Below are 22,725 nucleotides of genomic sequence, written 5' to 3' on the forward strand. Positions count from 1 at the left end.
ACGCCAGGCAGGCGCGGGCGGCGGCGAGATCACTTCTGTTGTTCAGCCGGAGCGGCCTCCTGCGAGCTAGCAGGTGCGGCTTCTGCCGGAGCAGGCGCCGGAGCAGGCTTGACGCCGCCACCGAGGCCCCAAACATAGGCGGTCAAGAGATGCACTTTCGCCGGGCCGAGAAACTCGCCGAACGCAGGCATCTGGTTCTGACGACCCTTGGTGACCGTCTCGATCATCGTCTCTTCACGTGAGCCGTAGAGCCAGACCTTGTCGGTCAGGTTCGGATAGCCGGCTTCCTGATTGCCCTTCGCATCAGGCCCGTGGCAGGCCGCGCAGGCTTGCGGGAAAAGCTCGGCACCGCGCTGCGCGCGTGCGGCATCATGCGACAGGCCGGAAAGCGAACGCACGTAATGCACGACATCCTTCACCTGCTCGGCATCCATGTCGGGCTTCACGCCCTTCGGCGTCATGACCCCCATGCGGCCATTGGTGATGGTTTCCTTGATCTTTTCGGGTGTGCCGCCCCACAGCCAGTCACCGTCCTTCAGGTTCGGAAAGCCCGGGCCACCACCGGCGTCGGAGCCGTGGCATTGCGCGCAGTAGGTGAGGAACAGCCGCTGACCCATTTCGCGCGCCTCGGGGTTGGCGGCGACGGCCATCACGTCCTGCTGCAGGAACTTGTTGAAGATCGGGCCGTACTTCGCTTCGGCGGTTTTCATCTCTTCATCATACTGCCCACGCATCGTCCAGCCGAACATCCCGCGGTTGTTGCCGAGGCCAGGATAGAGCGCCAGATAGGCGATGGCGAACACCACCGTGATGTAGAACATCCAACGCCACCAGTTCGGCAGCGGGTTGCTGTATTCCTCGAGCGTTTCATCCCAGACGTGGCCGGTGACCTCGCCCGGTTTGAATTTGGCCGAACCTTGCACCCAGAGGAAAACCGCGCAGCCGATGACGCTGACGGCGACGATCACGACGACGAAGAGGTTCCAGAACCCCACCAAGTCGCTCGTAAAGTTGAAATCCATGACGAATTCCTTTCAGTTGTGCGTTTGACCCGCGCCCTTGTCCGCCGCAGGCAGGTCGTCGTCGAGCACCGATCGAGCGGCCTCGTCGAACGGCGCCTTCTGCTTTGCCGAGTAAGCCCACCAGACGATCCCGGCGAACAGGACGATCACCAGGACCGTGAACAGGGAGCGCAGGTCGTTGATGTCCATGTGCTCAGCGCACCTGCTTGAGTGCCAGCCCCAGACCCTGCAGGTAGGCAATCACCGCATCGAGCTCGGTCTTGCCTTCCAGCGCCTTGGGCGCTTCGGCGATCTCCTGGTCGGTGTAGGGCACGCCCACCTTGCGCAGCGCCGCCATCTTCGCGCCGATGTGCGGATCCTTGAGCGGACGGTCCAGCCAGTAATAAGCCGGCATGTTCGACTCGGGCACGACATCACGCGGATTCAAGAGGTGGATGCGGTGCCACTGGTCGGAATAGCGGCCGCCGACGCGTGCCAGATCCGGGCCGGTGCGCTTCGACCCCCACTGGAACGGGTGATCGTAAACAAACTCGCCGGCGACCGAGTAGTGGCCATAACGCTCGGTCTCGGCGCGGAAGGGACGGATCATCTGCGAATGGCAGTTGTAGCAGCCTTCGCGGATGTAGATGTCCCGCCCGGCAAGACGCAGCGCGTCGTAAGGCTTGACCAGCTCATTGACCGGCGTGGTCGTGGATTTCTGGAAAAACAGCGGCACGATTTCCAGCAACCCGCCCACGCTCACCACCAAAGTGGTGAGGATGATCAGCAGCGTATTGCTGGTTTCGATTTTTTCATGCGTCAATGCCATGATGTCTTGTCTCCCTTGCGATCAGTGGGCGCCGGCGGGGGCGAGTACGGGGGCATTGTCCACCGCCTTGCCGCTGGCGATCGTCTTGAACATGTTCCAGGCCATCAACACCATGCCCGTCAGATACAGGAGACCGCCGACGACGCGGATGGTCCAGAACGGATAGGACGCCTTGACGGCTTCGACGAAAGCATAGGTGAGCGTGCCGTCCGGGTTGGTGGCGCGCCACATCAGACCCTGCATCACGCCGGAGATCCACAGCGCGGCGATGTAGAGCACGGTACCGAGCGTGGCCAGCCAGAAATGCACGTTGATCAAGCGCACCGAATACATCTCGGTCTTGCCGAAGAGGCGCGGGATCAGGTAGTACATGGATCCGATCGAGACCATGCCGACCCAGCCCAGCGCGCCCGAGTGCACATGACCGACCGTCCAGTCGGTGTAGTGCGACAGGGCATTGACGGTCTTGATCGACATCATCGGACCCTCGAAGGTCGACATGCCGTAGAACGACAGCGAGGTGACGAGGAACTTGAGGATCGGGTCGTCACGCAGCTTGTGCCAGGCACCCGAGAGCGTCATGATGCCGTTGATCATGCCACCCCAGGAGGGCGCCAGCAGGATCAGCGAAAAGATCATGCCGATCGACTGGGTCCAGTCGGGCAGCGCGGTGTAGTGCAGATGGTGCGGGCCGGCCCACATGTAGGTGAAGATCAGCGCCCAGAAGTGCACCACCGACAGGCGATAGGAATACACCGGGCGGCCGGCCTGCTTCGGCACGAAGTAATACATCATGCCGAGGAAGGCAGCGGTCAGGAAGAAGCCGACGGCGTTGTGGCCATACCACCACTGCACCATCGCGTCCTGTACGCCGGCGTAAGCCGAGTAGGACTTCGGCGTCAGGATGCCGGCCTCGAAGACCGGAATCTCGGCGCTATTGAAGATGTGCAGCAGCGCCACCGCGATGATGAACGCGCCGTAGAACCAGTTGGCCACATAGATGTGCTTGGTCTTGCGCGTGCCGATCGTGCCGAAGAAGACGATCGCGTAGGCAACCCAGATCACGGTGATCAAGAGGTCGATCGGCCATTCGAGCTCGGCGTATTCCTTGCCAGTGGTAAAGCCCAGCGGCAGCGACAAGGCAGCCAGCACGATGACCAGTTGCCAGGCCCAGAAGGTGAAAGTGGCTAGCCCCGGCGCGAACAGCGTCGTATGGCAGGTGCGCTGCACGACATAGTAGGAGGTGGCGAACAGCGCGCTGCCGCCGAAGGCGAAGATCACCGCATTGGTATGCAGCGGCCGCAAACGCCCGTAGGACAGCCATTCATAGATGCTCAATTGTGGCCAGACCAGCTGGGCGGCGACGATGACGCCGACCAGCATGCCGACGATGCCCCAGATCACGGTCATCACGGCGAACTGGCGCACGACTTTGTAGTTGTAAGTCGCTTGCGATTGCATGATGGATTTCACCTCTCTCACTGATTGAAAACTGCCTGCCCAATGAAACTCCGCTTCAACTCCCGCCACCCCGACCAGGCCATCGGCGCAGCAGAAATCCCTGCGACAAATTGACTCGGATCAAAATCGTGACGGAGGATACTGCAGTATCACCGACAGAAATTGATTCAGGTCAACTTTTATTAAAGTCAGAATATTTGATGTTGTTATCAGTTTGACTAATGTCAAAGCAAAAAAAAGGGTGCGCGAAACGCGCACCCCCAACCCCAACAGAGAGACTAACCGTGAAACCTTGAAACCCTCGCCCAGCGCAGATGAGACCCAACAGCCGAACGATCGAGGCGTAGTATCGTCCGGTTGATCCTCACTTACTTTGATCTGGATCAACAGATGGCGATGTCGTCTGTGGGGTTTTCGGGGAATCCTCGCGCGGCGTATCGTCGTCCATCAGCACCCGGTAGGCCGGGCCTTCGAGATCGTCCAGCTGACCGCTTCTCAGCGACCACCAGAACACCACGCCGATCGCGAAGACCAGCAATACGGAGACGGGGATCAGGAGATAGAGGCTTTCCATGCCACGCCTTTCTGCAGCCGCAAGGCATTCATGACCACGAGCAGCGAGCTGGCCGACATGCCGATGCCGGCCATCCACGGCGTCACCCAGCCGGTCATCGCCAGCGGGATCGCTACCAGATTATAGGCAAAGGCCCAAGCGAGGTTCTGACGGATGATCCGCAAGGTTTGTCGCGCCAGCGCAATGCCATCGGCGAGATGGCCAAGATCGTCGGAAAGCAGCACCACGTCGGCCTGACTGCGCGCGAGATCCGTGCCGCCGCCCATCGCCACCGAGACGTGCGCCTGCGCCAGCACCGGCGCGTCATTGACGCCATCGCCGACCATCGCCACGGTGGCGCCGCTGTGCTGGATCTCACGCACTGCGGCGTGTTTTGCCTCCGGGGTCATCCCACCGCGGTAATCCTCGACGCCGAGCGCGCACGCCACCGCCGCCACCGTCTCGGGCGCATCGCCGGAAAGGATGGTCAGTTTCGCGCCCGTCGCCGCGATGCGCGACAGCGCTTCGCGCACGCCTGGCCGCAAGCCATCGCTGATGCGAAACCAGGCGCGATCCCCACGATCGTCGCCCAATGCGATCACCGTATCGCCGCCCGCCCGCCAGCCGACGACGTCCTCCGGTAACGGCCGTCCATGCAATTCGGCGACGAAGGCCGGCACGCCGATGCGCACTGCCCTGCCCTCGGCATCCCGGGCCTCGATCCCCTTGCCGGTCACGGCGCGCAGCTGCGCAAGTGTCGCCGTCTCACCAGCGCCGACTTTCTCACACAGCGCCTTGGCCAGCGGATGTTCCGATGCCTGCTCCAGCGCCCTTACCTGCGCGAACACCTCGGTCTCGCTCAACCCCTCGGCCAAGCGCAGATCGACCACCGTCGGCCGCCCCAAGGTGAGTGTGCCCGTCTTGTCGAAAATCCAGTGATCGGCGCGCGAGAGCGTCTCGATCGCATGACCGCGCGTGACCAGCACGCCTGCCTTCGCCAGCGCGCCGGTGGCCACGGTCAGCGCCGCGGGCGTAGCGAGCGAAAGCGCGCACGGGCAGCTGACCACCAGCACCGCGACGCAGATCCACAAGGCATTGGCCGGATCGACGTTGAACCAGTAAATGCCGGTCGCCAGCGCCAGTGCCAACAGTGCCCAGACGAAACGCTGCGCGATGCGATCCGCCGTCTGCACCAGGGTCGGTTTTTCCGCCGCGGCCTGCTCCATCAGCCGGCGGATCGACGCGAGTCTCGTCGCCTCGCCGACCCGTTCGAGCCGGATCGTCAGGGGGCTGCCGACATTGACGCTGCCGCCCGTCACCGCATCCCCGATGCCCTTGGTCACCGGGCGGCTCTCACCGGTGAGCAGCGATTCGTCGGCGCTGCTTTCGCCATCGACGACGATGCCATCGCCGGGGATCGTCTCGCCGGGCTTGACGCGCACCACATCGCCGACGGTCAGATGCGCGACCGCGACGCGCTCGGCATCAACGGCCGGCCAATGGGGCAGCCGCTCGGCGAACGCCGGAATCGCGCGCGCCAGCGCCTCGATCCCGCGGGTGGCCTTCTGTCGCGCCATCATCTCCAGATAGCGTCCGGTGAGCAGGAAGAACACGAACATCGTCACCGAATCGAAATACACCTCGCCCGAAGCCGTGAGCGTCGCCCAGACGCTGGCGAGAAACGCGCTGCCGACGCCGAGGGCCACCGGCACGTCCATGCCGACGCGGCGGAACTTCAAATCGCGCCAGGCGCTGGTGAAGAACGGCGCCGCCGAATAGCCGATCACCGGCACGGTGAGCAGAAAACTCGCCCAGCGCATCAGTTGCGCGATGTCCAAGGGCATGTCGCCGCTCTCGCCGATGTCCGCCAAATACATCGGTACCGCATACATCATCACCTGCATCATGCCGAAACCGGCGACGAACAGCCGCCACTGCGCGCTGCGCCGTTCCTTTTTCGCCAGTTGCTCGGACTTCGTCGCATCGTATGGATGCGCGCGATAGCCGATCGCCTGGATCGCCTCGAGCAGCGCGGAGAGCTTGGTCACGCGCTCGTCCCAGCGCACCCGCGCGCGCCGCGTCGCATAGTTGATGTCCACGGCGGTCACACCCGGCTGTTTCGAAAGATGCGCCTCGTTGAGCCAAACGCAGGCCGCGCAGGTGATGCCTTCGAGGATCAGGCTCGCCTCGCGCTCGTGCGCGCCGATCGGCCGCACGAAATTCTTCTGCACCTCGGGATGGTCGAAGAGCCCCAGCTCCTGCAAGGCGGCGGGCAACGCCTCGCGCGGGCTTTCCGGCAGCGCGTCGCGGTGCTTGTAGTAATCGGTCAGTCCGTTGGCGACGATCGCCTGCGCCACGGCCTGGCAGCCGGCGCAGCACATCTGGCGCGGCACGCCATCGATCTCGACCGTGAAATCGACGCCCGGCGGCACCGGCAGGCCGCAGTGATAGCAGTCGTGTTCGCTGGCCAAGGGCTTATTTCGGCTGCATGCGGATCGCGCCGTCGAGGCGGATCGTCTCGCCGTTCAGATACGGATTCTCGATGATCTGCCCGACGAGCGAAGCGAACTCGGCCGGCCGGCCCAGGCGCGGCGGGAAAGGCACCATCTTGCCGAGCGCATCCCTCACCTCGTCGCTCATGCCGGCCATCATCGGCGTTTCCATGATCCCCGGCGCGATCGTCATCACGCGGATGCCCATGCGCGCCAGATCGCGGGCGATCGGCAATGTCATGCCGACGATGCCGCCTTTCGATGCCGCATAGGCCGCCTGACCGATCTGGCCGTCGAATGCCGCCACCGAGGCGGTATTGACGATCACGCCGCGCTCGCCCTCCTCGTTCGGCGCGTTCTCGCCCATCGCCGCGGCGGCCAGCCGAATCATGTTGAAGGTGCCGACCAGATTCACCTCGATCACGCGCTTGAAGCTTGCGAGCTGATGCGGCCCTTCCTTGCCCACCGTCTTCTCGCCCAGCACGATGCCGGCGCAGCCGACCAGGCCATGCACCGCGCCGAAAGCCTCCCGCGCCGCCGCGATGCAGTCTCGTGCGCTCCCTTCGTCGGCGACGTCGGTGGCAACGAAGCGGGCATTCGCCCCCAGTTCCGCGGCCAACGCCTCGCCCGCGGCATGATTCGGATCGGCAATGACCACCTTGCCGCCACGCCCTGCCAGAAACCGCGCCGCCCCGGCGCCCAGGCCCGAAGCCCCGCCAGTGACGATGAACACACATTCTTCGATCTGCATGACCCATCAATCCTTTTCGAGTGCGAGACGCCCGCCCGCTTTCTTCAACGCCTTGCGCAAATCTGCATCGATGGTCGCCAACGGCAGATCCTCACGCAAGGCCAGTTCGAGGTATGAAGCATCATAAGTCGAAAGCCCATAGCGGCGCGCCAACTGCAAGGTATCCGATAGCGCAAGGCGGTTCGAGGCCGGGTCGATCTCGATCGCCATGTCGCGCAACAACGAAAGGAAGGCGATACTGCGCGCCTCCTGGAGCAAGCCTTTCGCCTCGGCGCGCACCACGACATTGCCGACCTCGAGCGGCCAGACGGCGGGAACGAGCGCGACGGTTTCTTCCTGCTCGAAACAGGCCAGCACCTCTTCGGCATAGCGGCGGTCGGCCTCGCTGCCATCGCCGAACAGCCAGCGCATCACGACCGAATTGTCCAGCACGAGCCGCATCAGTCGCGGCCCTCTTCGATCAGCGCGCGCACATCGACCCCTTGCCCTGCGGCACGCTCATGCATGAAACGCCGCAGCCGCGCGGCGGCTTCGGCGCAAGCGCGCTTTTCGAGCGTCGCCGCGGGAACCAGATCGGCCACCGGCTTACCGCGCTGGGTGATGCGATAGGCCGCGCCGGCCTGGACCTTGCGCAGAAAATCGGCGAGATGCGTCTTCGCCTCGTAAGCCCCTATTTCCACGTATGTCGTCATCGCTTCACCCCCACCATCGACCAGTAGATAGACCGGTCGGTCAAAGTATACAGCCGCCTTCGGGATGCGCTGCAGAATTTTTCACCGCCGCTCAGCCATCCCGCAACATCGCCAGCACCGGCGCCGTCTCGGGCCGCACGCCGCGCCAGAGGAAGAACGACTCGGCCGCCTGCTCGACCAGCATCCCCAGTCCATCGGCGACGCAGGATGCGCCCAACCCTCGCGCCTGGATCATGAACGGCGTCTCGCTGGGGCCATAGACCATGTCGTACGCCAGGGCGTCGGGGGCGAACAGCCCCTGCGGCAGCGGGAGCTGCGCCCCGCCCAGGCCGGCCGAGGTCGCATTGATCACGACGTCGAAGGCCCCACCCGCGAAAGCGTCGAAGCCGCCGGCCTCGATCCGCCCGTAGGATGCAAAACGTTCGCGCAGCTCGCAAGCCTTCTCGACGCTGCGGTTGGCGACCGCCAAGAGCGCCGGCGAGCGTTCCAAGAGCGCCGGAATCACTCCCCGTGCCGCCCCGCCAGCGCCGAGAATCAGCACCCGCCGGCCGGCAAGATGCACGCCCAGCCGCTCTTCCAGATCGCGCACCAGCCCGATGCCGTCGGTGTTGTCGGCGAAGATGCCGTCCGCATCGAAGCGCAGCGTATTCGCCGCGCCGGCCAGCCGAGCCCGCTCGGTCGGTTTGTCGGCCAAGGCCAGCGCCTCCAGCTTGAATGGCACCGTGACGTTTGCGCCGCGCCCGCCGGCGGCGCGGAACGCCGATACCGTGGCCGCGAAGTCCTCCAGCGGCGCGAGGATCGCCTCGTAGGACACGTCCTGCCCGGTCTGCCGTGCGAAAGCGGCGTGGATCAGCGGCGATTTCGAATGGGCGATCGGGTTGCCGATCACCGCGTAACGGTCGGTCATCCCGCCTCCAGCCCGGCCACATCCTCGTAGAAGTCATCGAGCGAGACCGCGATCGACAACGGCGGGCAGGACAGTGTCAGCACCTCGTCCTCCTCGAGCGTCCCCGGCCGCCACGGCCCGCCGGCCTCGCGCAGCCAATACTCCACCGCGCGCTGCTCGCTATCGACCAGCAGATAGGCATGAAGGCTTGGCAGCGTCCGGTAAGCGAGCCATTTCTCGCGGCGGTCGATCGCCGCCGTCGAAGGCGAGAGCACCTCGACGACGATGCACGGACTACTCTTGTACTGCGGGTGCGTATCCGTCTCGCACACCAGCATCACGTCCGGGTAATAGAACGCATTGGCCGCCTCGATGCGCAGCTTCATGTCGCTGATGAACACCCCGCAGCGCGTGCCACGCGAGGCAAGGCGGAAACGGAAGGCGGCATTCAACGCGATGCGGTTGTGCCGCTCGCCGGCGCCGGCCATCGCGACGATGCGTCCATCGAGATATTCGTGCTTGATCGGGCTTTCGGCCTCGTGTCTCAGATAGTCTTCCGGGGCGACGGGCAGGATTTCGGCGGCAAGCGGCATAGGACGACTCCGATTCGAGAAACATCGAGAACACGAACCCTAGCATACCGGATCGCCCTCGTCACCCGCCGCCGCGACGGCCGCGAGCGGTGCCAAGATCGCCCCCTGCGTCATGTCCCGGCCGCGCTGGCGCGCGCACGCCGCGAGGTTGCGCGGTCGGTCATCCTTCCTCCGCCGGCAGCGTGTTCCAGTCGATCGTCACCTCCGGCACCGCGGCGCTTGCCAACGTGCCGGAAAGCTCGAAGACCTCGTCGCGGCCATAAAGGCCGCCTGCCGCATCGAGCCGATAGACGCTTGCCGCATCGAGCCGATAGACCATTGATCGAGACCCCACGTAGTGACGCACCGGCGCATGGTAGCGCAGCTTTTCGTCCCTCACCATCCATCCGGCCTGCAAAGCGCGGCTGGCCCGCCAGATCCCTCTCCCGCTTGGGCAGCTTGGATGTTGCAAAAACCCAACACCTGCGTCGTCAAGAACCCGCCAAAGTGCAATCGTGGCCCAGCTCGACGGTGGCTTTGGCGATAATGGCGCCAGCTTCCCGCTTGGGGAGTTCCCGCGGAGTCAGTGGCCGACCACGTGGAGCCATTGGAGCCGTCTGAAACACCTTTACAACACATCTTTGAAACACCTTTGCAACACCTTCTCAACCAAAGGAGATTCATATGCAGAAGAAAATCATCGCTCTGGCCGTCGCCGGCCTCGTTTCCGGCGCGGCGTTCGCTCAGTCGAACGTGACGGTCTATGGCGTCGCCGACGGCTACTATGGCCGCCTCTCCGCCGACGGCATGATGTCCAACAACTACTTCAACTCCGGCGGTCTGTCCGGCTCCCGCATCGGTCTGCGCGGTTCCGAGGATCTGGGCGGGGGGCTCAAGGCCGTGTTCGAATATGAGCTTGGCTTCAACCTCGACAATACTGCCAAGGACGCCACTCAAGCCATCAACAAACAAGATACCACTAACGGTGGGAACGGTATCAATGGCACCCGCCAGTCCTATGTCGGTCTCGGTGGCGGCTTCGGCACCGTCGTTGTCGGCCGCCTGCAGACGCCCGGCTACTACATCGGCAAGTTCGACGCCCTGGCCTCCTCGACGATCAGCCCGCAGTCCATCCTGTCGGGTAAATCCGGTGCGACGATCGCCCCGAACAACAATGGCCGCGTGAACAATACCATTGCCTATATGTCGCCGAATTTCAACGGCTTCTCCGCCGTCGTCGCTTTTGGCTCGGGTGAAGAAAACACGCAAGGCGCCGAGAAGGAAAGCGTGCAGGGCCTGGGCCTGAACTATGCGAACGGCCCGCTAGCCGTCGGCTATGTTTTCCATCATGTCACGAACGTCACGGCTAATAACACAGCCAATGTCGATTTCCCGAACCGCTCCGAGCACATGATCGGCGCGTCCTACGACTTCGGTATGGTCAAGGTGCTCGGCTCGTACCAGAACCAGAAGAACTCTGGCGGCGGTCTGACCGATCCGGCCACCAAGCGCGACAACATCTGGCAACTTGGCGTGGTCGTGCCGGTCGGCGCAGGCAACGTTCATCTCGCCTATGGCAAGTACAACCTCAAATCCACCGCCGCTTCGGACGATGCCAAGAGCTGGACGCTGGCCTATACGCATGGCTTCTCCAAGCGCACCACGGGTTATGCGGGTTACAACTACACCAGCAACGATGGCGACAATCTGACGGGGGGCACCGCGGGCATCCTGGCCCCGACCCCTGGCGGCAACAGCAAAGCCTTCGTCGTCGGCGTCCGCCACACCTTCTGATCGATTTCCCTCGATCGAAGCTCGAAACAGCCGCCTCTTGGCGGCTGTTTTTTTTGCCTCGCTGCCGCAATGCGCCACTAACGCCCATCTGCGGAAGATGAAATTCCCATGCGCAAGAACAAACACCCGCCCACATCCTGTAGGGGCGGGTCTTGTGCCCGCCCTATGGGCGGCTGAACGGGTAGGCACAAGGCTGAGCTTCCCCTGAAATTTCGTCTTCCAGGAGATGGGCTATGACGCCCCGGCAAACTGGAAGGAGCGAGGAAGTTGAACCCAAATCGTCCATTGGACCGGGCTGGCTCGGATGAGCGTGAGCAAGCCTTGTCATCCTGGACTGCGCAAGTGCTTTCGGTCTGCGGGCAGGCCAGCAGGATCAGATAGGGCAGCCAGCCGAGCAAGCCGGACAAGTGCATCCGGTGCTCGAAGGCCAGGAGCAGAACCGCAAGGAGCGCATAGCCACCGAAGACTCAACGGGAGCGTCGTTTTGTCCTGATGGTTGTCTCGGTGCGCGGAATGGTCATGTGCTTCCATCGAATATGCCAAGAGTTATGCGTCACTCTTACCTTGCTCGCGACAACCCTATGCCAACATGACCTGGAAGTGACATTCACGTCAGTGGGACTGGGCTATCCCTCAGCGCAACCGCGCCGGCGGATGGTTGCAGCAAGCGCCGCTCATCGGATGCGCCTCGTTTTCGATTTCATTGCCCTCGATGAACTTCCACAGGCTGCGGCGCCAGCGATGCAAACCGCCGCGGAGAACGAGGCCCGCCCCGGCAACGACGGCTTCGATTTGTGCGAATGTCACCTGGCGCAGGTCATATTCGACAGTGAGATCATCCGCCCCCGGAACGGCAGTTGTGACTCCCATCATGCCGAGGAGCATGCCGCACGTGGCACGAAGCGTCTCCTGTTTCGGCGCGATGAAGCGAATCTTGCGCCGTTTGACGATGGGGACGACATTTTTGACGCCTTCCGGTGAGGTGTAGAGCGATGGATTGGCAATGAAGCGTTCGAGGCATTGCGCCGAACAGAAATGGAATTCGATCCCTTGCCATGTCGTCGAGTATGGCGATGCGATAACGCCTACAATCATCCCACACACCGGGTCGCGGCTCGTTTCAGGTTTCCTGGTCATGGGTCTCTCCTGTCAAGGTAGCACATGGAGATGCTGAAAATATGTAGCGTGCAGGTAATGCGCCGTCCTGCCAGCCCCGACTTTCGGGGCATGCGTCAGATCAGATCGCCTGCATGATCCGCTCCAGTTTCCCGCGCACTATGGCGGCGAGAGGCTCGATGTTCGGGTTGTCAACGAGCTGAAGCACTGCAGCTGTCCATAAATGTGCTCAATTGGCTGGTTTCGTGGGCTCGCCCGGCGGCATGCCCATGCGGCCCTGCATCATCATCTGCATCATGTCCATGCGCTTCTCCATCATCTCCATGCGCTTGGACATCATGTCGTCCGGGGCAACCTTGCCTTGCCCCATCATGCCCATGCCGCCACCCATCATGCCCATGCCGCCACCCATCATGCCCATGCCGCCACCCATCATGCCCATGCCGCCACCCATCATGCCCATGCCGCCACCCGGCATGCCCATGCCCCCCTGCATCATCGGACAACCCATCATGGCCGATTGCATGCCCCGGGCCATGCCCATGTTCTCCTGCATGGTCTGCATGTGCTCGTCCATGATCTTCTGGCGTTCTTCGGCGGTCTTCGCCTTCGCCAGCCGTTCGAGTTGGATGCGCATTCGGCCCAGGTTGTCCAGCATCTTCTGCACGGTCTTGCCATCCGGCTGTGCCTGTGCAGTTTGTGCCCCACCGGGTTGCGATGGGTGGTGTGCATCATCGGCAAGCGCCGGCATGGCCAAGACGATGGAGGCAGCGATAGCGGAAAGTGTGATCGTTTTCATGGTGTTGCTCCTTTGCTGAAGTTTCAATGACGGGCGAAGGACGACGTGCTGCCGTCCTGGCGCACGAGGAAGATTTCGTAGGGCTGCTTGCCGGGCATGTCCATGCCGGGCGCGCTTTGCGGCATACCAGGCGAGACGAGACCCTTCGCCTTCGGCTTTTCTGTCAGCAGGCGCTTGACGTCATCCGCCGGAACGTGGCCCTCGACCAGATAGCCGCCGACCTCGGCGGTGTGACAGGAACCCATACCGACTGGCACGCCCAGCCGCTGCTTGTGCGGCGTGACATCGTTCATTTCGTGGGTGACGACCTTAAAGCCGTTCGCCTTCATGTGCTCCACCCATTTGCCGCAGCAGCCGCAGGTCGGGCTTTTGTATACCTCGACAGTCGGCAGGGAGGCTGCGGCCCAGGCGGCTGGCGTGAGCAGTGCAAACAGGACGGCGGCGCGGATTGCTGGTTTCATGAGAGACTCCTTTCTGATTCGATGAATCCAGTATGAAGTACAAACACCTACGCCAGTCTGACCGCAAGATTACATTGCTGTCATCTGCGCATTGCGAGGTGCCAAGGTCGTTCAACCCAGATTGTCCATTGGAACGCGAGCGGGTATCGAAAGCGAGGGCGAGCAGGTTTGGGTCTCCGCGACGAGCCAATAACAGTGTCTGGCGATACGCGGGGGCGCAAAGATGCCGCCCGCAGACCGAAAACCGCCGCGTAGGGCGTTGAAATGATCGTATCGGATGTTCATGACGAATCAGCCCGGTCTAATGGATAATCTGGGTTCAATGCATCATGTGCCCGGAGTGGCCGTCTTGCGCCATGGCCGCAGCTTTCGCCAACGGCGTAAAGCGCGCCTGCTCGGCGGCTTTCCCGGGCAGCGTGATCGACACCACCGCCTTCATGTCGGGCGTCGAGGCATACACCCCCGATCCCTTGAGCCGATTGTCGCCATCCGGAGCCAGATCGACCGTGGTCTTGGCCTTGCCAGACAGAATGGTCACCGTACCTTTGGCGCCCGTCGTCGGCACCTTGGTGCCGGCGTGGTCGGTGACATAGACAATCACGGGGTTGTCTTTCGCCTCTTTGCTGTCTTTGGCCACGACCAGTTCGAAGTGGTAAATGCCCGCCATGCGCAGTTGACCGCCGTGGGGCGCGGCCTGCGTGTCCAGGTATTCGTCGGAATGCGCCAGGGCAGCGCTGGTGGAAAGGGAAAACAGGCTGGCAGCAGCGGCGACAGTGATCAGGGTCTTGCGAAACATCTTGGTTCTCCTGGGTCGTTGTGAAGTGGGTCGGATCAGAAGCTGTCCCGGCCATGCTCGGCGAGCAGTCGCTTGAGCGGCTTCTCGCCCCAGAGCCAGAACATCAGCGGCGTCAGCACGGTGTCGAGCAGGGTGGAGCTCACCAGGCCGCCAAAGATGACGACGGCGACCGGATGCAGCACCTCCTTGCCCGGCGCATCGGCCGCGAGCAGCAGGGGCAGCAGCGCGAAGGCCGCGACCAGCGCGGTCATCAATACCGGCGTCAGGCGTTCGAGCGAGCCGCGCACGATCATGTGCTGGCCGAAGCTCTCGCCCTCGAAGGCGCACAGGTTGATGTAGTGACTGATCTTGAGAATGCCGTTGCGCGTGGCGATGCCGGTCAAGGTAATGAATCCCACCAGCGCGGCGACCGACAGCGGCTGGCCGGAAATCCACAGCGCGATCACGCTCCCCACCAGGGCCAGGGGAATGTTGCCCATGATGATGAAAGTCAGCGTCGCCGAACGGTAGCGGCTGTAGAGCACCATGAAGATCATCGTCAGCGAAATCAGGGCCAGCAGGGTGATCAGCCGGGCTGCCTGCTCCTGCGCCTGGAACTGGCCCTCGAGCGCCGTGAAGTAGCCTTCCGGCAGCGGGTTGGCTGCCAGTTCGGCGCGAATGTCGGCGATCACCTGCGCCATGTCCCGGCCGTTGGTATTGGCTGAAAGCACGATGCGCCGGCGCGAGTTCTCGCGGCTGATCTGATTGGGCCCGTCGCTCTCCTCGACGCGGGCGATCTTTGACAGCGGCACGAAGCCGTTGGGCGTTTCGATCATCAAGTTCGCCAGCGCCTGCGGCCCGCGGGCGTCTTCCGGCAGGCGCACCAGCAGGTCGAAGCGGCGGTTGCCCTCGACGATCTGGGTGATGCGCTCGCCCGCGACCATCTGTTCCAGGCTGCGCAGCAGATTGCCCGGCGCGACGCCGTAACGTGCAGCCTCGGTATAGTCGAGATGGATCTTGATCTGCGGGATCAGCACCTGCTTCTCGATTTGCAGATCGGTGATGCCGGGAATCTTCGCCAGCCGTTCCCGCAAGCCACCCGCCAGACCGCGCAGGGTGTCCAGGTCGTCGCCGTAGATCTTCAGGGCGATCTGAGCGCGCACGCCGGAGAGCAGATGATCGAGACGGTGCGAGATCGGCTGGCCGACGCTGGAGACGGCCGGCAGGGTGGCCAGGCGGCTACGGATGTCGGCGATGACGGCCTCACGGCTGCGCTCCGACGTCTTGAGGTCGACTTCCATCTCGGTGTAATGCACGCCTTCGGCGTGTTCGTCCAGTTCGGCGCGACCGGTGCGCCGGCCGACCTGGGTCACCTCGGGCACCTGCAGGACGAGTTCCTCGGCCAGGGTGCCGATGCGATTCGATTCGGCCAGCGAGGTGCCGGGATTGAGCAGCACGTTCACGGTAAGCGTGCCTTCGTTGAACGGGGGCAGGAAGGAGCGCGAAAAGAACGGCACGCTGGCGCCGACCAGCAGGACCGCGACCAGCGCGACGGCCAGCAGGGTGCGCGCATGGGCGAACGACCAGTGCAGCAGGCGCGCGTCCTGACGCTTGAGCCAGATCACCAGCGGGCTATCGCCCGCGTGCAGCTGCTTCATCCGGGGCAGCAGGTAATAGGCCATCACCGGGGTCAGCGTCACCGAGACGATCATGCTGGCGAGGATCGAAACGATGTAGGCGACGCCCAGCGGCGTAAACAACCGACCCTCGATGCCGGGCAGCACGAACAGCGGCACGAATACCAGGACGATGATCACCGTCGCATAGACGATCGCGGAGCGCACTTCCAGCGTCGCCGCTGCGATCACCTCGATCACCGGCCGTGGCGAAGATCCGGCTCGATTGATCTTGAGGCGGCGCAACACGTTCTCGACGCCGACCACCGCATCGTCGACCAGTTCACCGATGGCGATCGCCAGCCCGCCCAGCGTCATGGTGTTGATCGACAGGCCGAAGTAACGGAACACCAAGGCCGTTACCAGCAGGGAGACGGGAATCGCCATCAGCGAGATCACCGTGGTCCGCACGTTGAGCAGGAACAGGAAGAGGATCACCGCGACCATCAACGCACCGTCGCGCAAGGCCTCCTCGACGTTGGTCACCGAGTGCTCGATGAAATCGGCCTGTTTGAACAGGAAGGCGGGCGCGGCCACGCCCGGCGGCCGGCTCTTCGCCAGTTCGTCCACCGCCTTCTCGACCTCGCGGGTCAGGGTCACGCTGTCGGCAGACGGTTGCTTCTGCACCGACAGGATCACGGCCGGCTTGCCCTGGTAGCTACCGTCGCCGCGCTTGATGGCGGACGCGAGGCGAACATCGGCCAGCTGCTTGAGCAGCACCGGCTGACCGTTCTTGACGGCCACGACCAAGTTTTGCAGGTCCTCGATGCGACTGGTGCGGCCGATGGCGCGGATGAGGAATTCGCGCCCCTGCGCTTCGAGAAAGCCACCGCTGGTGTTGGCGCCGAAATCGCGTAGCGCCGCGTCGAGCTTCTCGCGCTCGATGCCGAGGGCTTGCAATTGGGCCGGCTTCGGCTCGACGCGATATTGCCTGACCTCGCCGCCGATCGGGATCACCTGGGCGATACCCGGAATGGTCAACAGACGCGGCCGCATCACCCAGTCGGCATACTCGCGCACCGCCATCGGACTGGCCCTGTCCGGGCCGGCAGCGGTATCGATAGGCAGGGCGATCAGCAGGATTTCGCCCATGATCGATGAGATCGGCCCCATTTGCGGAACAATGCCCGGCGGCAACTGTTCGCGCACCAGATTGAGCCGTTCGGAGATCTGCTGACGGTTGCGGTAGATGTCGGAACCCCACTCGAACTCGACATACACAACCGACAAGCCGATGCCGGAGACCGAGCGCACACGGGTAACTCCCGGCATGCCGTTCATGGCCGATTCGATCGGGAAGGTGACGAGCTGTTCGACCTCTTCCGGCGCCATGCCGCCGGCTTCGGTCATCAGGGTCACCGTCGGTTTGTTCAGGTCGGGAAAGACATCGACCGGTACCTGGCGCAGGGTCAGCGCGCCGTAGATCATCAGCAGCAGCGCGACGCCCAGCACCAAGAGTCGCTGCTTAAGGCAGGCGCGAATGATGAAATCGAACATGATTAGCGCACCTGAGACAGCAGGCTGGCGCCCTCGGTGACCACGCGGTCGCCGTCATGCAGGCCGTCGATCACGGCCACGTTGGCCGCATCCAGCGGCTGGGTGCGCACCTTGCGCGCGATGAAGCGCTCGGCTTCGGCATGCACCCAGACTGCCGTCTCGCCAGCGCCGACTTTTACCATGGCCTGCAGCGGCACGGCCTCGCCCTTGATTCCCTGCGCGGTACGCACCACGACCTTGACCGGTTGTCCCACGGCGATGGAAGCATTCGGCTCGATGATGCGAAACAGCAGGGGCAGCGCCTGCTCGCGCAGCTGCCGCCCGCCGCCGACAAAGTTCAGTGCCAGCGCCGTTTTTCCGGCCAGAGCGCTGGCCGACTCGAGAGTGCCCACGATTCCCGGATCGTAGGCCAGCGCCTCGACGGCAAGGCGCGTCGGATCGACGATCTCGAAGAGAATCTCGCGGGCATCGACGATCTGCCCGGCCACTAGATGGTGCGAGGCGCTGATCACGCCGGTTGCCGGCGCGCGCAGCGGCATTGGGCTATCCAGGCTGGCGGCGACGAAGGCGCGCCGGCGCTGGAGCGCGGCGCGCTCGATCCTTGCCGCTTCGATTTCCTTTTGGGGCACGGCGCCCTCGAGCTGCTCGTAGCGTTTCACCCGTTGGTCGGCGATCGCCAGCTGCGCCTCCAGTTCGGCCAGCTGCGCCTTCTGGTTGCCTTGCTCGATGGCGTTGGCCACCGGCTTCAGATAGGCCAGCACTTCACCCTTGACGACCTTCCTGCCCCCGACCGGCATGCCCTTGGGACCTGGCTGGACGCTGCCGGCAAAAGGCGCTTGCACGCGACCACTGGTTTCCGGATCGGCAATGACGGTGCCGTTGAGCTCGATGCCGGCCGCCAGCTCACCCGTGCGCACCTGGACGGTACGGATGCCGAGACGTCGTTGCACGGACTTGGGCACGAACAGACTGCCGTCGGTCAGCCGTTGCGGCCCCTCTTGGGCGAGGGACACTGCAGCACCGGCGCCTACGGGTGCGGGCGCCTTGGCAATCCCATCGCCATGATCCTCGCCGCCGTGGGCATACACGTCGGCTGCGGCCAGTGCCAGCAGGATGGCGATCAAGCGTGTTGCTCCCGGAACCATTACTTCACTCCCTTTGTTTGGCGACGGCGACGAACGATCAGCAGTGCAACGGCCGTCAGCCCCATGACGGCGGCGGTGAGCCAGGTGACGATTTCACCCCAACCATGAACATGAGCGGCAACGCCATCAGGCGGCACCGGAATTTCCAGTGTCGTCGTCAAGAGATCGGTGACATCGCCCGCTTCGATGGAAATCGTCAGCGGCAACTTCGTTCCTGGAGCGCCGTTTGCCGGCACGCCAAACGGCGCCACATAGACACCGGGACTGGTTTCCTGGGCGAGCGCGCTCTGTCCGCCAGCGTCGACTTCGAGTTTGGCCCCAAGGATCGGTTCGTTGGTGGCAAAACGGTCGAGGAACAGTCTCAGCCGTCTGCCTTCCGGCTTGGCCTCCTCCAGTACCGCGACCAGTTCGAAATCCTCGCTCTGCGCGCTGGCACGTGGGGCGATGGCAACGGTCGGCGCCGGCGCTTTGGCTTCATCGCCGTGGTCTTCGCCGCCGTGCGCACTGGCGCCGGTGCTGCCCAGCACGCCCAGGCCCAGCAAACCCAGAACGACGATTCGCTTGATGAAAACTCTCATGGCAGGATTCCCCTCGCTTGATTGACCTGGGCACGGGCGGCCGCCAACGCATGCGTCGCACGGAGCAGATCGAGCCGCGCCTCATTGGCAGCGGCGCGCACGCGCATGAATTCAGCCAGACCCAGTTCGCCGAGTGCGAAGGCCTTTTCCTGCAACGCCAGACGCTCCGATGCCAGTCCGGCGCGGACCTGCGCGGCCTGATGAGCGGCCTCGGCGTTGTCCAGGGCGACTTGCGCTTCGCGCTGTGCGGCCGCCAATTCGGCGACCACTTGGCGATATTCCGCTTCAGCACGGATCAATCCGGAGTTGGCGGCGGCGATCTTCGGCGCATTGCGGGCCTCGCTGGCGAAAGGAATACGTATCCCGATGCGTACCGTGTTGACGTTCGCTGCCCCGAATCCGTCGCGCGCCTGCAGCAGGCCAAGGGAGAGTTCGGGCGGATTGCGCCTGTCTTCATGCGCCACCTGCATCTCGGCACGCGCCCGCTCCACAGCAGTCCGAGCCAGACGCAGGCGCGGATGCTCGGCCGTTGTCGGCGCCGCGACCACCTCCTCGATCGGGACGGGCAGGCGATCGAAGCCGGTCAGCACGCGATAACGCTCCAACGCCTGCTGCTCGCGCGTACCGGCCTCGGCCAAAGCGATCTTTGCGGCCAGGGCCTCCTCTTTTGCGAGCAGCAAGTCGGTGCGTGCGAGATCGCCGACTCTCTCGCGCCGGGCGATATCGGCTGCGAGCTTCTCCGCCGTCACCAGGCGTTCGCGTGCAATCTCCAGTTCCGACCTGGCCAACGCCACGTTCCAGATCGATGTCCGCAGCTCGCCGGCAATGGCCAGACGTGCGGCAGCGATCGCCGCCTGTGCATCGGCCGCATCCTTGGCCGCGAATGCCTGGTGTGCCTTGCGCTGTCCGGGAACCCAGAGCGGCAGGGTCAGCTCGACTTCGCGCTCGCGAATCCCTTCGTTCTTGTTGAGTCGGTCATTCTTTTCCGCCACAGCGAGGGAAGGAGGTTCAGGAAACCAACCGTCGGCGATCGCCTTGCTGGCCTCGGCTTCGCCACGCCGTGCTTCGGCTGCTCTGCCCTGCGTGGCTCGTTCCCAAGCCCGATCCAGCGCCTCGCGTAGGGTGGGATCGGCCCAGGCATGGAGGGGCAGGACGGCCAGCAGCAGCCCTCCTGCGAGGGCCCGCGATAGCTTCATGAATCTCAAAATCGTCATCCTTGCTCAAGGTTGATTGGATTGGCCGCCATCTTGCCCGCGCCTGACCAACGACAATCTGACCTGCGGATTACATTTCTGTAATCTGGATACTTGCGCATGGATACGGCGGAAAATGTGTCATCGGCAGGCGCCGTCGTTGGAGAAAGGTGATGAAGATTCTGGTCGTGGAAGACGAACCCAAAACGGGAACCTATTTGAAACAGGGTCTGGACGAAGCCGGCTTCGTCGTTGATTTATCCACCAACGGCCTTGATGGACTGCATCAAGCGCTGAGCGAAGCCTACGACCTGGCCATCCTCGACGTCATGCTGCCGGGCATCGACGGCTGGCAGGTGTTGCAGGGCATACGGCGAGCCGGCAAGGAGATGCCCGTGCTCTTCCTGACCGCACGTGATCAGGTGGACGATCGGGTCAAGGGACTGGAATTGGGGGCGGACGACTATCTGGTGAAGCCGTTTGCCTTTTCCGAACTGCTGGCCCGCGTGCGTACCCTGCTGCGGCGCGGCGGCAAGTCGAAGGAATCCGAGTTTCTGCGCGCTGCCGATCTCGAGCTCGACCTCCTGCGCCGGCGTGTCAGCCGCGCCGGCAAACGCATTGACCTGACCGCCAAGGAGTTTGCCCTGTTGGAGTTGCTGCTGCGCCGGCAGGGCGAAGTGCTGCCACGCTCGCTGATCGCCTCCCAGGTCTGGGACATGAATTTCAACAGCGACACCAACGTCATCGAGGTGGCGATCAAGCGCCTGCGGCTCAAGATCGACGAAGGCTTCGAGCCCAAGCTGATCCGAACGGTGCGCGGCATGGGCTATGTGCTGGAGGTGGCGGATTGACGACGCGGCAAGGCCCCTCCCTCACGCTTCGCCTGACGCTGTCGTTCGCGCTGGCCTCGGTGCTGGTCCTCTTCCTGCTCGGGCTGATCATCGGCGATGCCGTGGAAAAGCATTTCGAGGAACAGGACATCGAACTGCTTTCGGGCAAGATGGAACTCGTCCGGCACATCCTCGCTCGATCGAAGGGGCCTTGGCCGAATCCAACGGTGACCCAAGAACTGGATGATGCCTTGACCGGACATCACGGACTGGCCGTCACCATTCGGGCAGCGGATGGCCGGATCGTTTTCACGAACGACATGCGCGCTTTTCCGTCCGATCTCTCGAAGGCCGGAGCAGCCGAAGGCGGGCGGCCCGTCAAATGGATTGCCGGCAACGGTCTGCCCATGCGTGGCATCGTGGCTTCTGCCGAGACGGCCGAGGACGGGACCATGCTTACCGTTGGAATTGCTACCGAGATCGACCATCACGAACATTTCATGAAATCGTTTCGGCACACCTTGTGGTCATTCGTAGCAACGGCAGCCCTCGTCATGGGCATGCTCGGATGGTTCGTCGCCCAACGTGGCCTGTCTCCATTGAAGGCAATCAAGCAGCGGGCAGCGGCGATCACCGCAAATAACTTGCACTTTCGTCTGCCCTCCGAGGCGATTCCCCGAGAACTGGCCGAGCTGACCGATACGCTGAACGGCATGCTCTCCAGGTTGGAAGAGTCTTTTCAGCGGCTCGCCGACTTTTCCTCGAACCTCGCACATGAGCTGCGTACGCCGATCAGCAATCTCCTCACGCAGACCCAGGTCATGCTTTCGAGGGCGCGTTCAGCCGACGAATACTGCGACGTGCTGGCCTCCAACGCCGAAGAGTTCGAGCGTCTGTCGCGCATGATTTCCGACATGCTTTTCCTGGCCAAGGCTGACAACAACCAGATCATTCCGAACCTCGAGCCCGTCGACCTGGCCGAAGAGGTTCACAGCCTCCTGGAATATTACGAAATCCTCGCCGAAGAAAAGCGCTTGCACCTTTCAGTGTCGGGGAATGGCGTCGTCAACGGCGATCGCTTGATGCTCCGGCGGGCAATCAGCAATCTCCTGTCCAACGCCATCCGTCATACCCCGGAGGATGGCAGTATCGCCATCCGGATCCATGACAGTGATCAGGAGCGAGTCGGTCTCAGCGTCGAAAATTCCGGTCCAGCCATTCCTCCTGAGCACCTCGAGCGTCTATTCGACCGTTTTTACCGAGCAGACAGCGCTCGGAACAGGACGACGGAGGGAGCTGGATTAGGTCTGGCGATTACCCGCTCGATTCTCCGCGCACATGGAGGGGACGTCCATGTGACTTCCGCAGACCAATCGACCCGGTTCATGTTGTTGATGCCCGCCAAATCTGGCGAGTAGCTAGAGGAGCCATGCAAAGCGCGCTTTCTGAGCATTTCCTGTCCGATCTGCCCTGCCGATTCAACCTAAAAACCTCAGTTGGACGCGCCCGATGGTGCGTCCCGGCGGGTGCATGGCGCGACGCATCGAGGCGGCAGGCTCATGCCTGCAAGGAGGAGCTTTAATCACAGATTGTTCATTAGGGCGCGAGGCGATTTCGAGGCGAG

Annotated in this window: 23 protein-coding genes and 1 pseudogene; 3 read left to right on the top strand and 21 right to left on the bottom strand. The window is 63.3% G+C overall.

Annotation, left to right across the window (positions count from 1 at the left end; genetic code table 11):
- Positions 1 to 29: 29 nt before the first annotated feature.
- The 12 genes from ccoP to EL335_RS08995 all read right to left on the bottom strand — a co-directional run bounded on the left by ccoP (position 30) and on the right by EL335_RS08995 (position 9,640).
- Positions 30 to 1,022, bottom strand: coding sequence for a cytochrome-c oxidase, cbb3-type subunit III (ccoP, locus tag EL335_RS08940; RefSeq protein ID WP_126446097.1), 993 nt, complete (start codon positions 1,020 to 1,022; stop codon positions 30 to 32).
- Between the two features lie 12 nt (positions 1,023 to 1,034).
- Positions 1,035 to 1,211 carry a cbb3-type cytochrome oxidase subunit 3 gene (locus EL335_RS08945; protein WP_126446100.1) on the bottom strand — a complete coding sequence of 59 codons (177 nt, stop codon included), beginning with the start codon at positions 1,209 to 1,211 and terminating at the stop codon, positions 1,035 to 1,037.
- Between the two features lie 4 nt (positions 1,212 to 1,215).
- Positions 1,216 to 1,830: a cytochrome-c oxidase, cbb3-type subunit II gene (gene ccoO / locus EL335_RS08950; protein ID WP_126446103.1), complete on the bottom strand. Its 615-nt coding sequence runs from the start codon at positions 1,828 to 1,830 to the stop codon at positions 1,216 to 1,218.
- A 21-nt stretch (positions 1,831 to 1,851) separates the two neighbouring features.
- Entirely contained in the window at positions 1,852 to 3,291 is a 1,440-nt protein-coding gene (ccoN, locus tag EL335_RS08955; RefSeq protein WP_126446105.1) for a cytochrome-c oxidase, cbb3-type subunit I, read from the bottom strand.
- Positions 3,292 to 3,655: 364 nt separating this feature from the next.
- Positions 3,656 to 3,865: a cbb3-type cytochrome oxidase assembly protein CcoS gene (gene ccoS, locus EL335_RS08960; protein WP_126446108.1), complete on the bottom strand. Its 210-nt coding sequence runs from the start codon at positions 3,863 to 3,865 to the stop codon at positions 3,656 to 3,658.
- A complete protein-coding gene (locus tag EL335_RS08965; protein ID WP_284155306.1) occupies positions 3,844 to 6,315 on the bottom strand; it encodes a heavy metal translocating P-type ATPase in 2,472 nt (823 codons plus the stop codon). Before EL335_RS08965 ends, ccoS begins: the two co-directional genes overlap by 22 nt.
- A gap of 4 nt (positions 6,316 to 6,319) precedes the next feature.
- On the bottom strand, positions 6,320 to 7,087 hold the full coding sequence (locus EL335_RS08970; RefSeq protein WP_126446111.1) for an SDR family NAD(P)-dependent oxidoreductase: 768 nt from the start codon (positions 7,085 to 7,087) through the stop codon (positions 6,320 to 6,322).
- Positions 7,088 to 7,093: 6 nt separating this feature from the next.
- Positions 7,094 to 7,528, bottom strand: a complete 435-nt coding sequence (locus EL335_RS08975; protein ID WP_126446113.1) for a type II toxin-antitoxin system VapC family toxin — start codon at positions 7,526 to 7,528, stop codon at positions 7,094 to 7,096.
- On the bottom strand, positions 7,528 to 7,779 hold the full coding sequence (locus EL335_RS08980; protein ID WP_126446116.1) for a type II toxin-antitoxin system Phd/YefM family antitoxin: 252 nt from the start codon (positions 7,777 to 7,779) through the stop codon (positions 7,528 to 7,530). The genes EL335_RS08975 and EL335_RS08980 overlap by 1 nt, the downstream gene beginning before the upstream one ends.
- 91 nt (positions 7,780 to 7,870) lie before the next feature.
- Positions 7,871 to 8,686: a shikimate dehydrogenase gene (gene aroE / locus EL335_RS08985; protein WP_126446118.1), complete on the bottom strand. Its 816-nt coding sequence runs from the start codon at positions 8,684 to 8,686 to the stop codon at positions 7,871 to 7,873.
- Positions 8,683 to 9,258, bottom strand: a complete 576-nt coding sequence (locus EL335_RS08990; protein ID WP_126446121.1) for a Uma2 family endonuclease — start codon at positions 9,256 to 9,258, stop codon at positions 8,683 to 8,685. Before EL335_RS08990 ends, aroE begins: the two co-directional genes overlap by 4 nt.
- A 160-nt stretch (positions 9,259 to 9,418) precedes the next feature.
- Entirely contained in the window at positions 9,419 to 9,640 is a 222-nt protein-coding gene (locus tag EL335_RS08995; RefSeq protein WP_126446124.1) for a hypothetical protein, read from the bottom strand.
- A gap of 281 nt (positions 9,641 to 9,921) precedes the next feature.
- Between EL335_RS08995 and EL335_RS09000 the strand changes: the two genes are divergently transcribed.
- A complete protein-coding gene (locus EL335_RS09000; protein ID WP_126446127.1) occupies positions 9,922 to 11,031 on the top strand; it encodes a porin in 1,110 nt (369 codons plus the stop codon).
- 77 nt (positions 11,032 to 11,108) lie between these two features.
- Here the strand turns inward: EL335_RS09000 and EL335_RS14580 are convergent.
- The 9 genes and pseudogenes from EL335_RS14580 to EL335_RS09045 all read right to left on the bottom strand — a co-directional run.
- Positions 11,109 to 11,471: pseudogene (locus tag EL335_RS14580) on the bottom strand (DUF2933 domain-containing protein); the annotation flags it as partial.
- Between the two features lie 193 nt (positions 11,472 to 11,664).
- Positions 11,665 to 12,168, bottom strand: coding sequence for a YHS domain-containing protein (locus tag EL335_RS09010; RefSeq protein ID WP_126446130.1), 504 nt, complete (start codon positions 12,166 to 12,168; stop codon positions 11,665 to 11,667).
- A 208-nt stretch (positions 12,169 to 12,376) separates the two neighbouring features.
- Positions 12,377 to 12,946 (bottom strand): hypothetical protein, encoded by a 570-nt coding sequence (locus EL335_RS09015; protein WP_126446133.1) that lies wholly within the window; start codon positions 12,944 to 12,946, stop codon positions 12,377 to 12,379.
- Positions 12,947 to 12,969: 23 nt separating this feature from the next.
- Positions 12,970 to 13,407 (bottom strand): DUF411 domain-containing protein, encoded by a 438-nt coding sequence (locus tag EL335_RS09020; protein ID WP_126446137.1) that lies wholly within the window; start codon positions 13,405 to 13,407, stop codon positions 12,970 to 12,972.
- A 319-nt stretch (positions 13,408 to 13,726) separates the two neighbouring features.
- Positions 13,727 to 14,203, bottom strand: a complete 477-nt coding sequence (locus EL335_RS09025) for a hypothetical protein (protein ID WP_126446140.1) — start codon at positions 14,201 to 14,203, stop codon at positions 13,727 to 13,729.
- A gap of 35 nt (positions 14,204 to 14,238) precedes the next feature.
- The gene (locus EL335_RS09030; RefSeq protein ID WP_126446143.1) at positions 14,239 to 17,355 is read right to left on the bottom strand and encodes an efflux RND transporter permease subunit; all 3,117 of its coding nucleotides are present in this window, start codon (positions 17,353 to 17,355) and stop codon (positions 14,239 to 14,241) included.
- A gap of 2 nt (positions 17,356 to 17,357) precedes the next feature.
- Positions 17,358 to 18,479: an efflux RND transporter periplasmic adaptor subunit gene (locus EL335_RS09035; protein WP_284155307.1), complete on the bottom strand. Its 1,122-nt coding sequence runs from the start codon at positions 18,477 to 18,479 to the stop codon at positions 17,358 to 17,360.
- A 20-nt stretch (positions 18,480 to 18,499) separates the two neighbouring features.
- Positions 18,500 to 19,078 (bottom strand): hypothetical protein, encoded by a 579-nt coding sequence (locus tag EL335_RS09040; RefSeq protein ID WP_126446149.1) that lies wholly within the window; start codon positions 19,076 to 19,078, stop codon positions 18,500 to 18,502.
- Positions 19,075 to 20,274 carry a TolC family protein gene (locus tag EL335_RS09045; protein WP_172600071.1) on the bottom strand — a complete coding sequence of 400 codons (1,200 nt, stop codon included), beginning with the start codon at positions 20,272 to 20,274 and terminating at the stop codon, positions 19,075 to 19,077. The genes EL335_RS09040 and EL335_RS09045 overlap by 4 nt, the downstream gene beginning before the upstream one ends.
- A 170-nt stretch (positions 20,275 to 20,444) precedes the next feature.
- On the opposite strand from EL335_RS09045, the gene EL335_RS09050 reads away from it, so the two are divergent.
- Positions 20,445 to 21,122, top strand: a complete 678-nt coding sequence (locus tag EL335_RS09050; protein ID WP_126446154.1) for a heavy metal response regulator transcription factor — start codon at positions 20,445 to 20,447, stop codon at positions 21,120 to 21,122.
- Positions 21,119 to 22,519, top strand: a complete 1,401-nt coding sequence (locus EL335_RS09055) for a heavy metal sensor histidine kinase (RefSeq protein WP_126446157.1) — start codon at positions 21,119 to 21,121, stop codon at positions 22,517 to 22,519. The genes EL335_RS09050 and EL335_RS09055 overlap by 4 nt, the downstream gene beginning before the upstream one ends.
- Positions 22,520 to 22,725: the final 206 nt, after the last annotated feature.

Source organism: Sulfuricystis multivorans, assembly GCF_003966565.1.
Lineage (GTDB): Bacteria > Pseudomonadota > Gammaproteobacteria > Burkholderiales > Rhodocyclaceae > Sulfuricystis > Sulfuricystis multivorans.

Coding starts and splice junctions, on each gene's coding strand:
- ccoS (WP_126446108.1), bottom strand. CDS start 3,865: ATGGAAAGCCTCTATCTCCTGATCCCCGTCTCCGTATTGCTGGTCTTC.
- EL335_RS08945 (WP_126446100.1), bottom strand. CDS start 1,211: ATGGACATCAACGACCTGCGCTCCCTGTTCACGGTCCTGGTGATCGTC.
- EL335_RS08995 (WP_126446124.1), bottom strand. CDS start 9,640: ATGGTGAGGGACGAAAAGCTGCGCTACCATGCGCCGGTGCGTCACTAC.
- EL335_RS08970 (WP_126446111.1), bottom strand. CDS start 7,087: ATGCAGATCGAAGAATGTGTGTTCATCGTCACTGGCGGGGCTTCGGGC.
- EL335_RS08990 (WP_126446121.1), bottom strand. CDS start 9,258: ATGCCGCTTGCCGCCGAAATCCTGCCCGTCGCCCCGGAAGACTATCTG.
- EL335_RS09040 (WP_126446149.1), bottom strand. CDS start 19,078: ATGAGAGTTTTCATCAAGCGAATCGTCGTTCTGGGTTTGCTGGGCCTG.
- EL335_RS09050 (WP_126446154.1), top strand. CDS start 20,445: ATGAAGATTCTGGTCGTGGAAGACGAACCCAAAACGGGAACCTATTTG.
- EL335_RS09000 (WP_126446127.1), top strand. CDS start 9,922: ATGCAGAAGAAAATCATCGCTCTGGCCGTCGCCGGCCTCGTTTCCGGC.
- ccoO (WP_126446103.1), bottom strand. CDS start 1,830: ATGGCATTGACGCATGAAAAAATCGAAACCAGCAATACGCTGCTGATC.
- EL335_RS08980 (WP_126446116.1), bottom strand. CDS start 7,779: ATGACGACATACGTGGAAATAGGGGCTTACGAGGCGAAGACGCATCTC.
- EL335_RS09030 (WP_126446143.1), bottom strand. CDS start 17,355: ATGTTCGATTTCATCATTCGCGCCTGCCTTAAGCAGCGACTCTTGGTG.
- EL335_RS09020 (WP_126446137.1), bottom strand. CDS start 13,407: ATGAAACCAGCAATCCGCGCCGCCGTCCTGTTTGCACTGCTCACGCCA.
- EL335_RS09045 (WP_172600071.1), bottom strand. CDS start 20,274: ATGAAGCTATCGCGGGCCCTCGCAGGAGGGCTGCTGCTGGCCGTCCTG.
- ccoN (WP_126446105.1), bottom strand. CDS start 3,291: ATGCAATCGCAAGCGACTTACAACTACAAAGTCGTGCGCCAGTTCGCC.
- EL335_RS09015 (WP_126446133.1), bottom strand. CDS start 12,946: ATGAAAACGATCACACTTTCCGCTATCGCTGCCTCCATCGTCTTGGCC.
- EL335_RS09025 (WP_126446140.1), bottom strand. CDS start 14,203: ATGTTTCGCAAGACCCTGATCACTGTCGCCGCTGCTGCCAGCCTGTTT.
- EL335_RS09010 (WP_126446130.1), bottom strand. CDS start 12,168: ATGACCAGGAAACCTGAAACGAGCCGCGACCCGGTGTGTGGGATGATT.
- EL335_RS08975 (WP_126446113.1), bottom strand. CDS start 7,528: ATGCGGCTCGTGCTGGACAATTCGGTCGTGATGCGCTGGCTGTTCGGC.
- ccoP (WP_126446097.1), bottom strand. CDS start 1,022: ATGGATTTCAACTTTACGAGCGACTTGGTGGGGTTCTGGAACCTCTTC.
- aroE (WP_126446118.1), bottom strand. CDS start 8,686: ATGACCGACCGTTACGCGGTGATCGGCAACCCGATCGCCCATTCGAAA.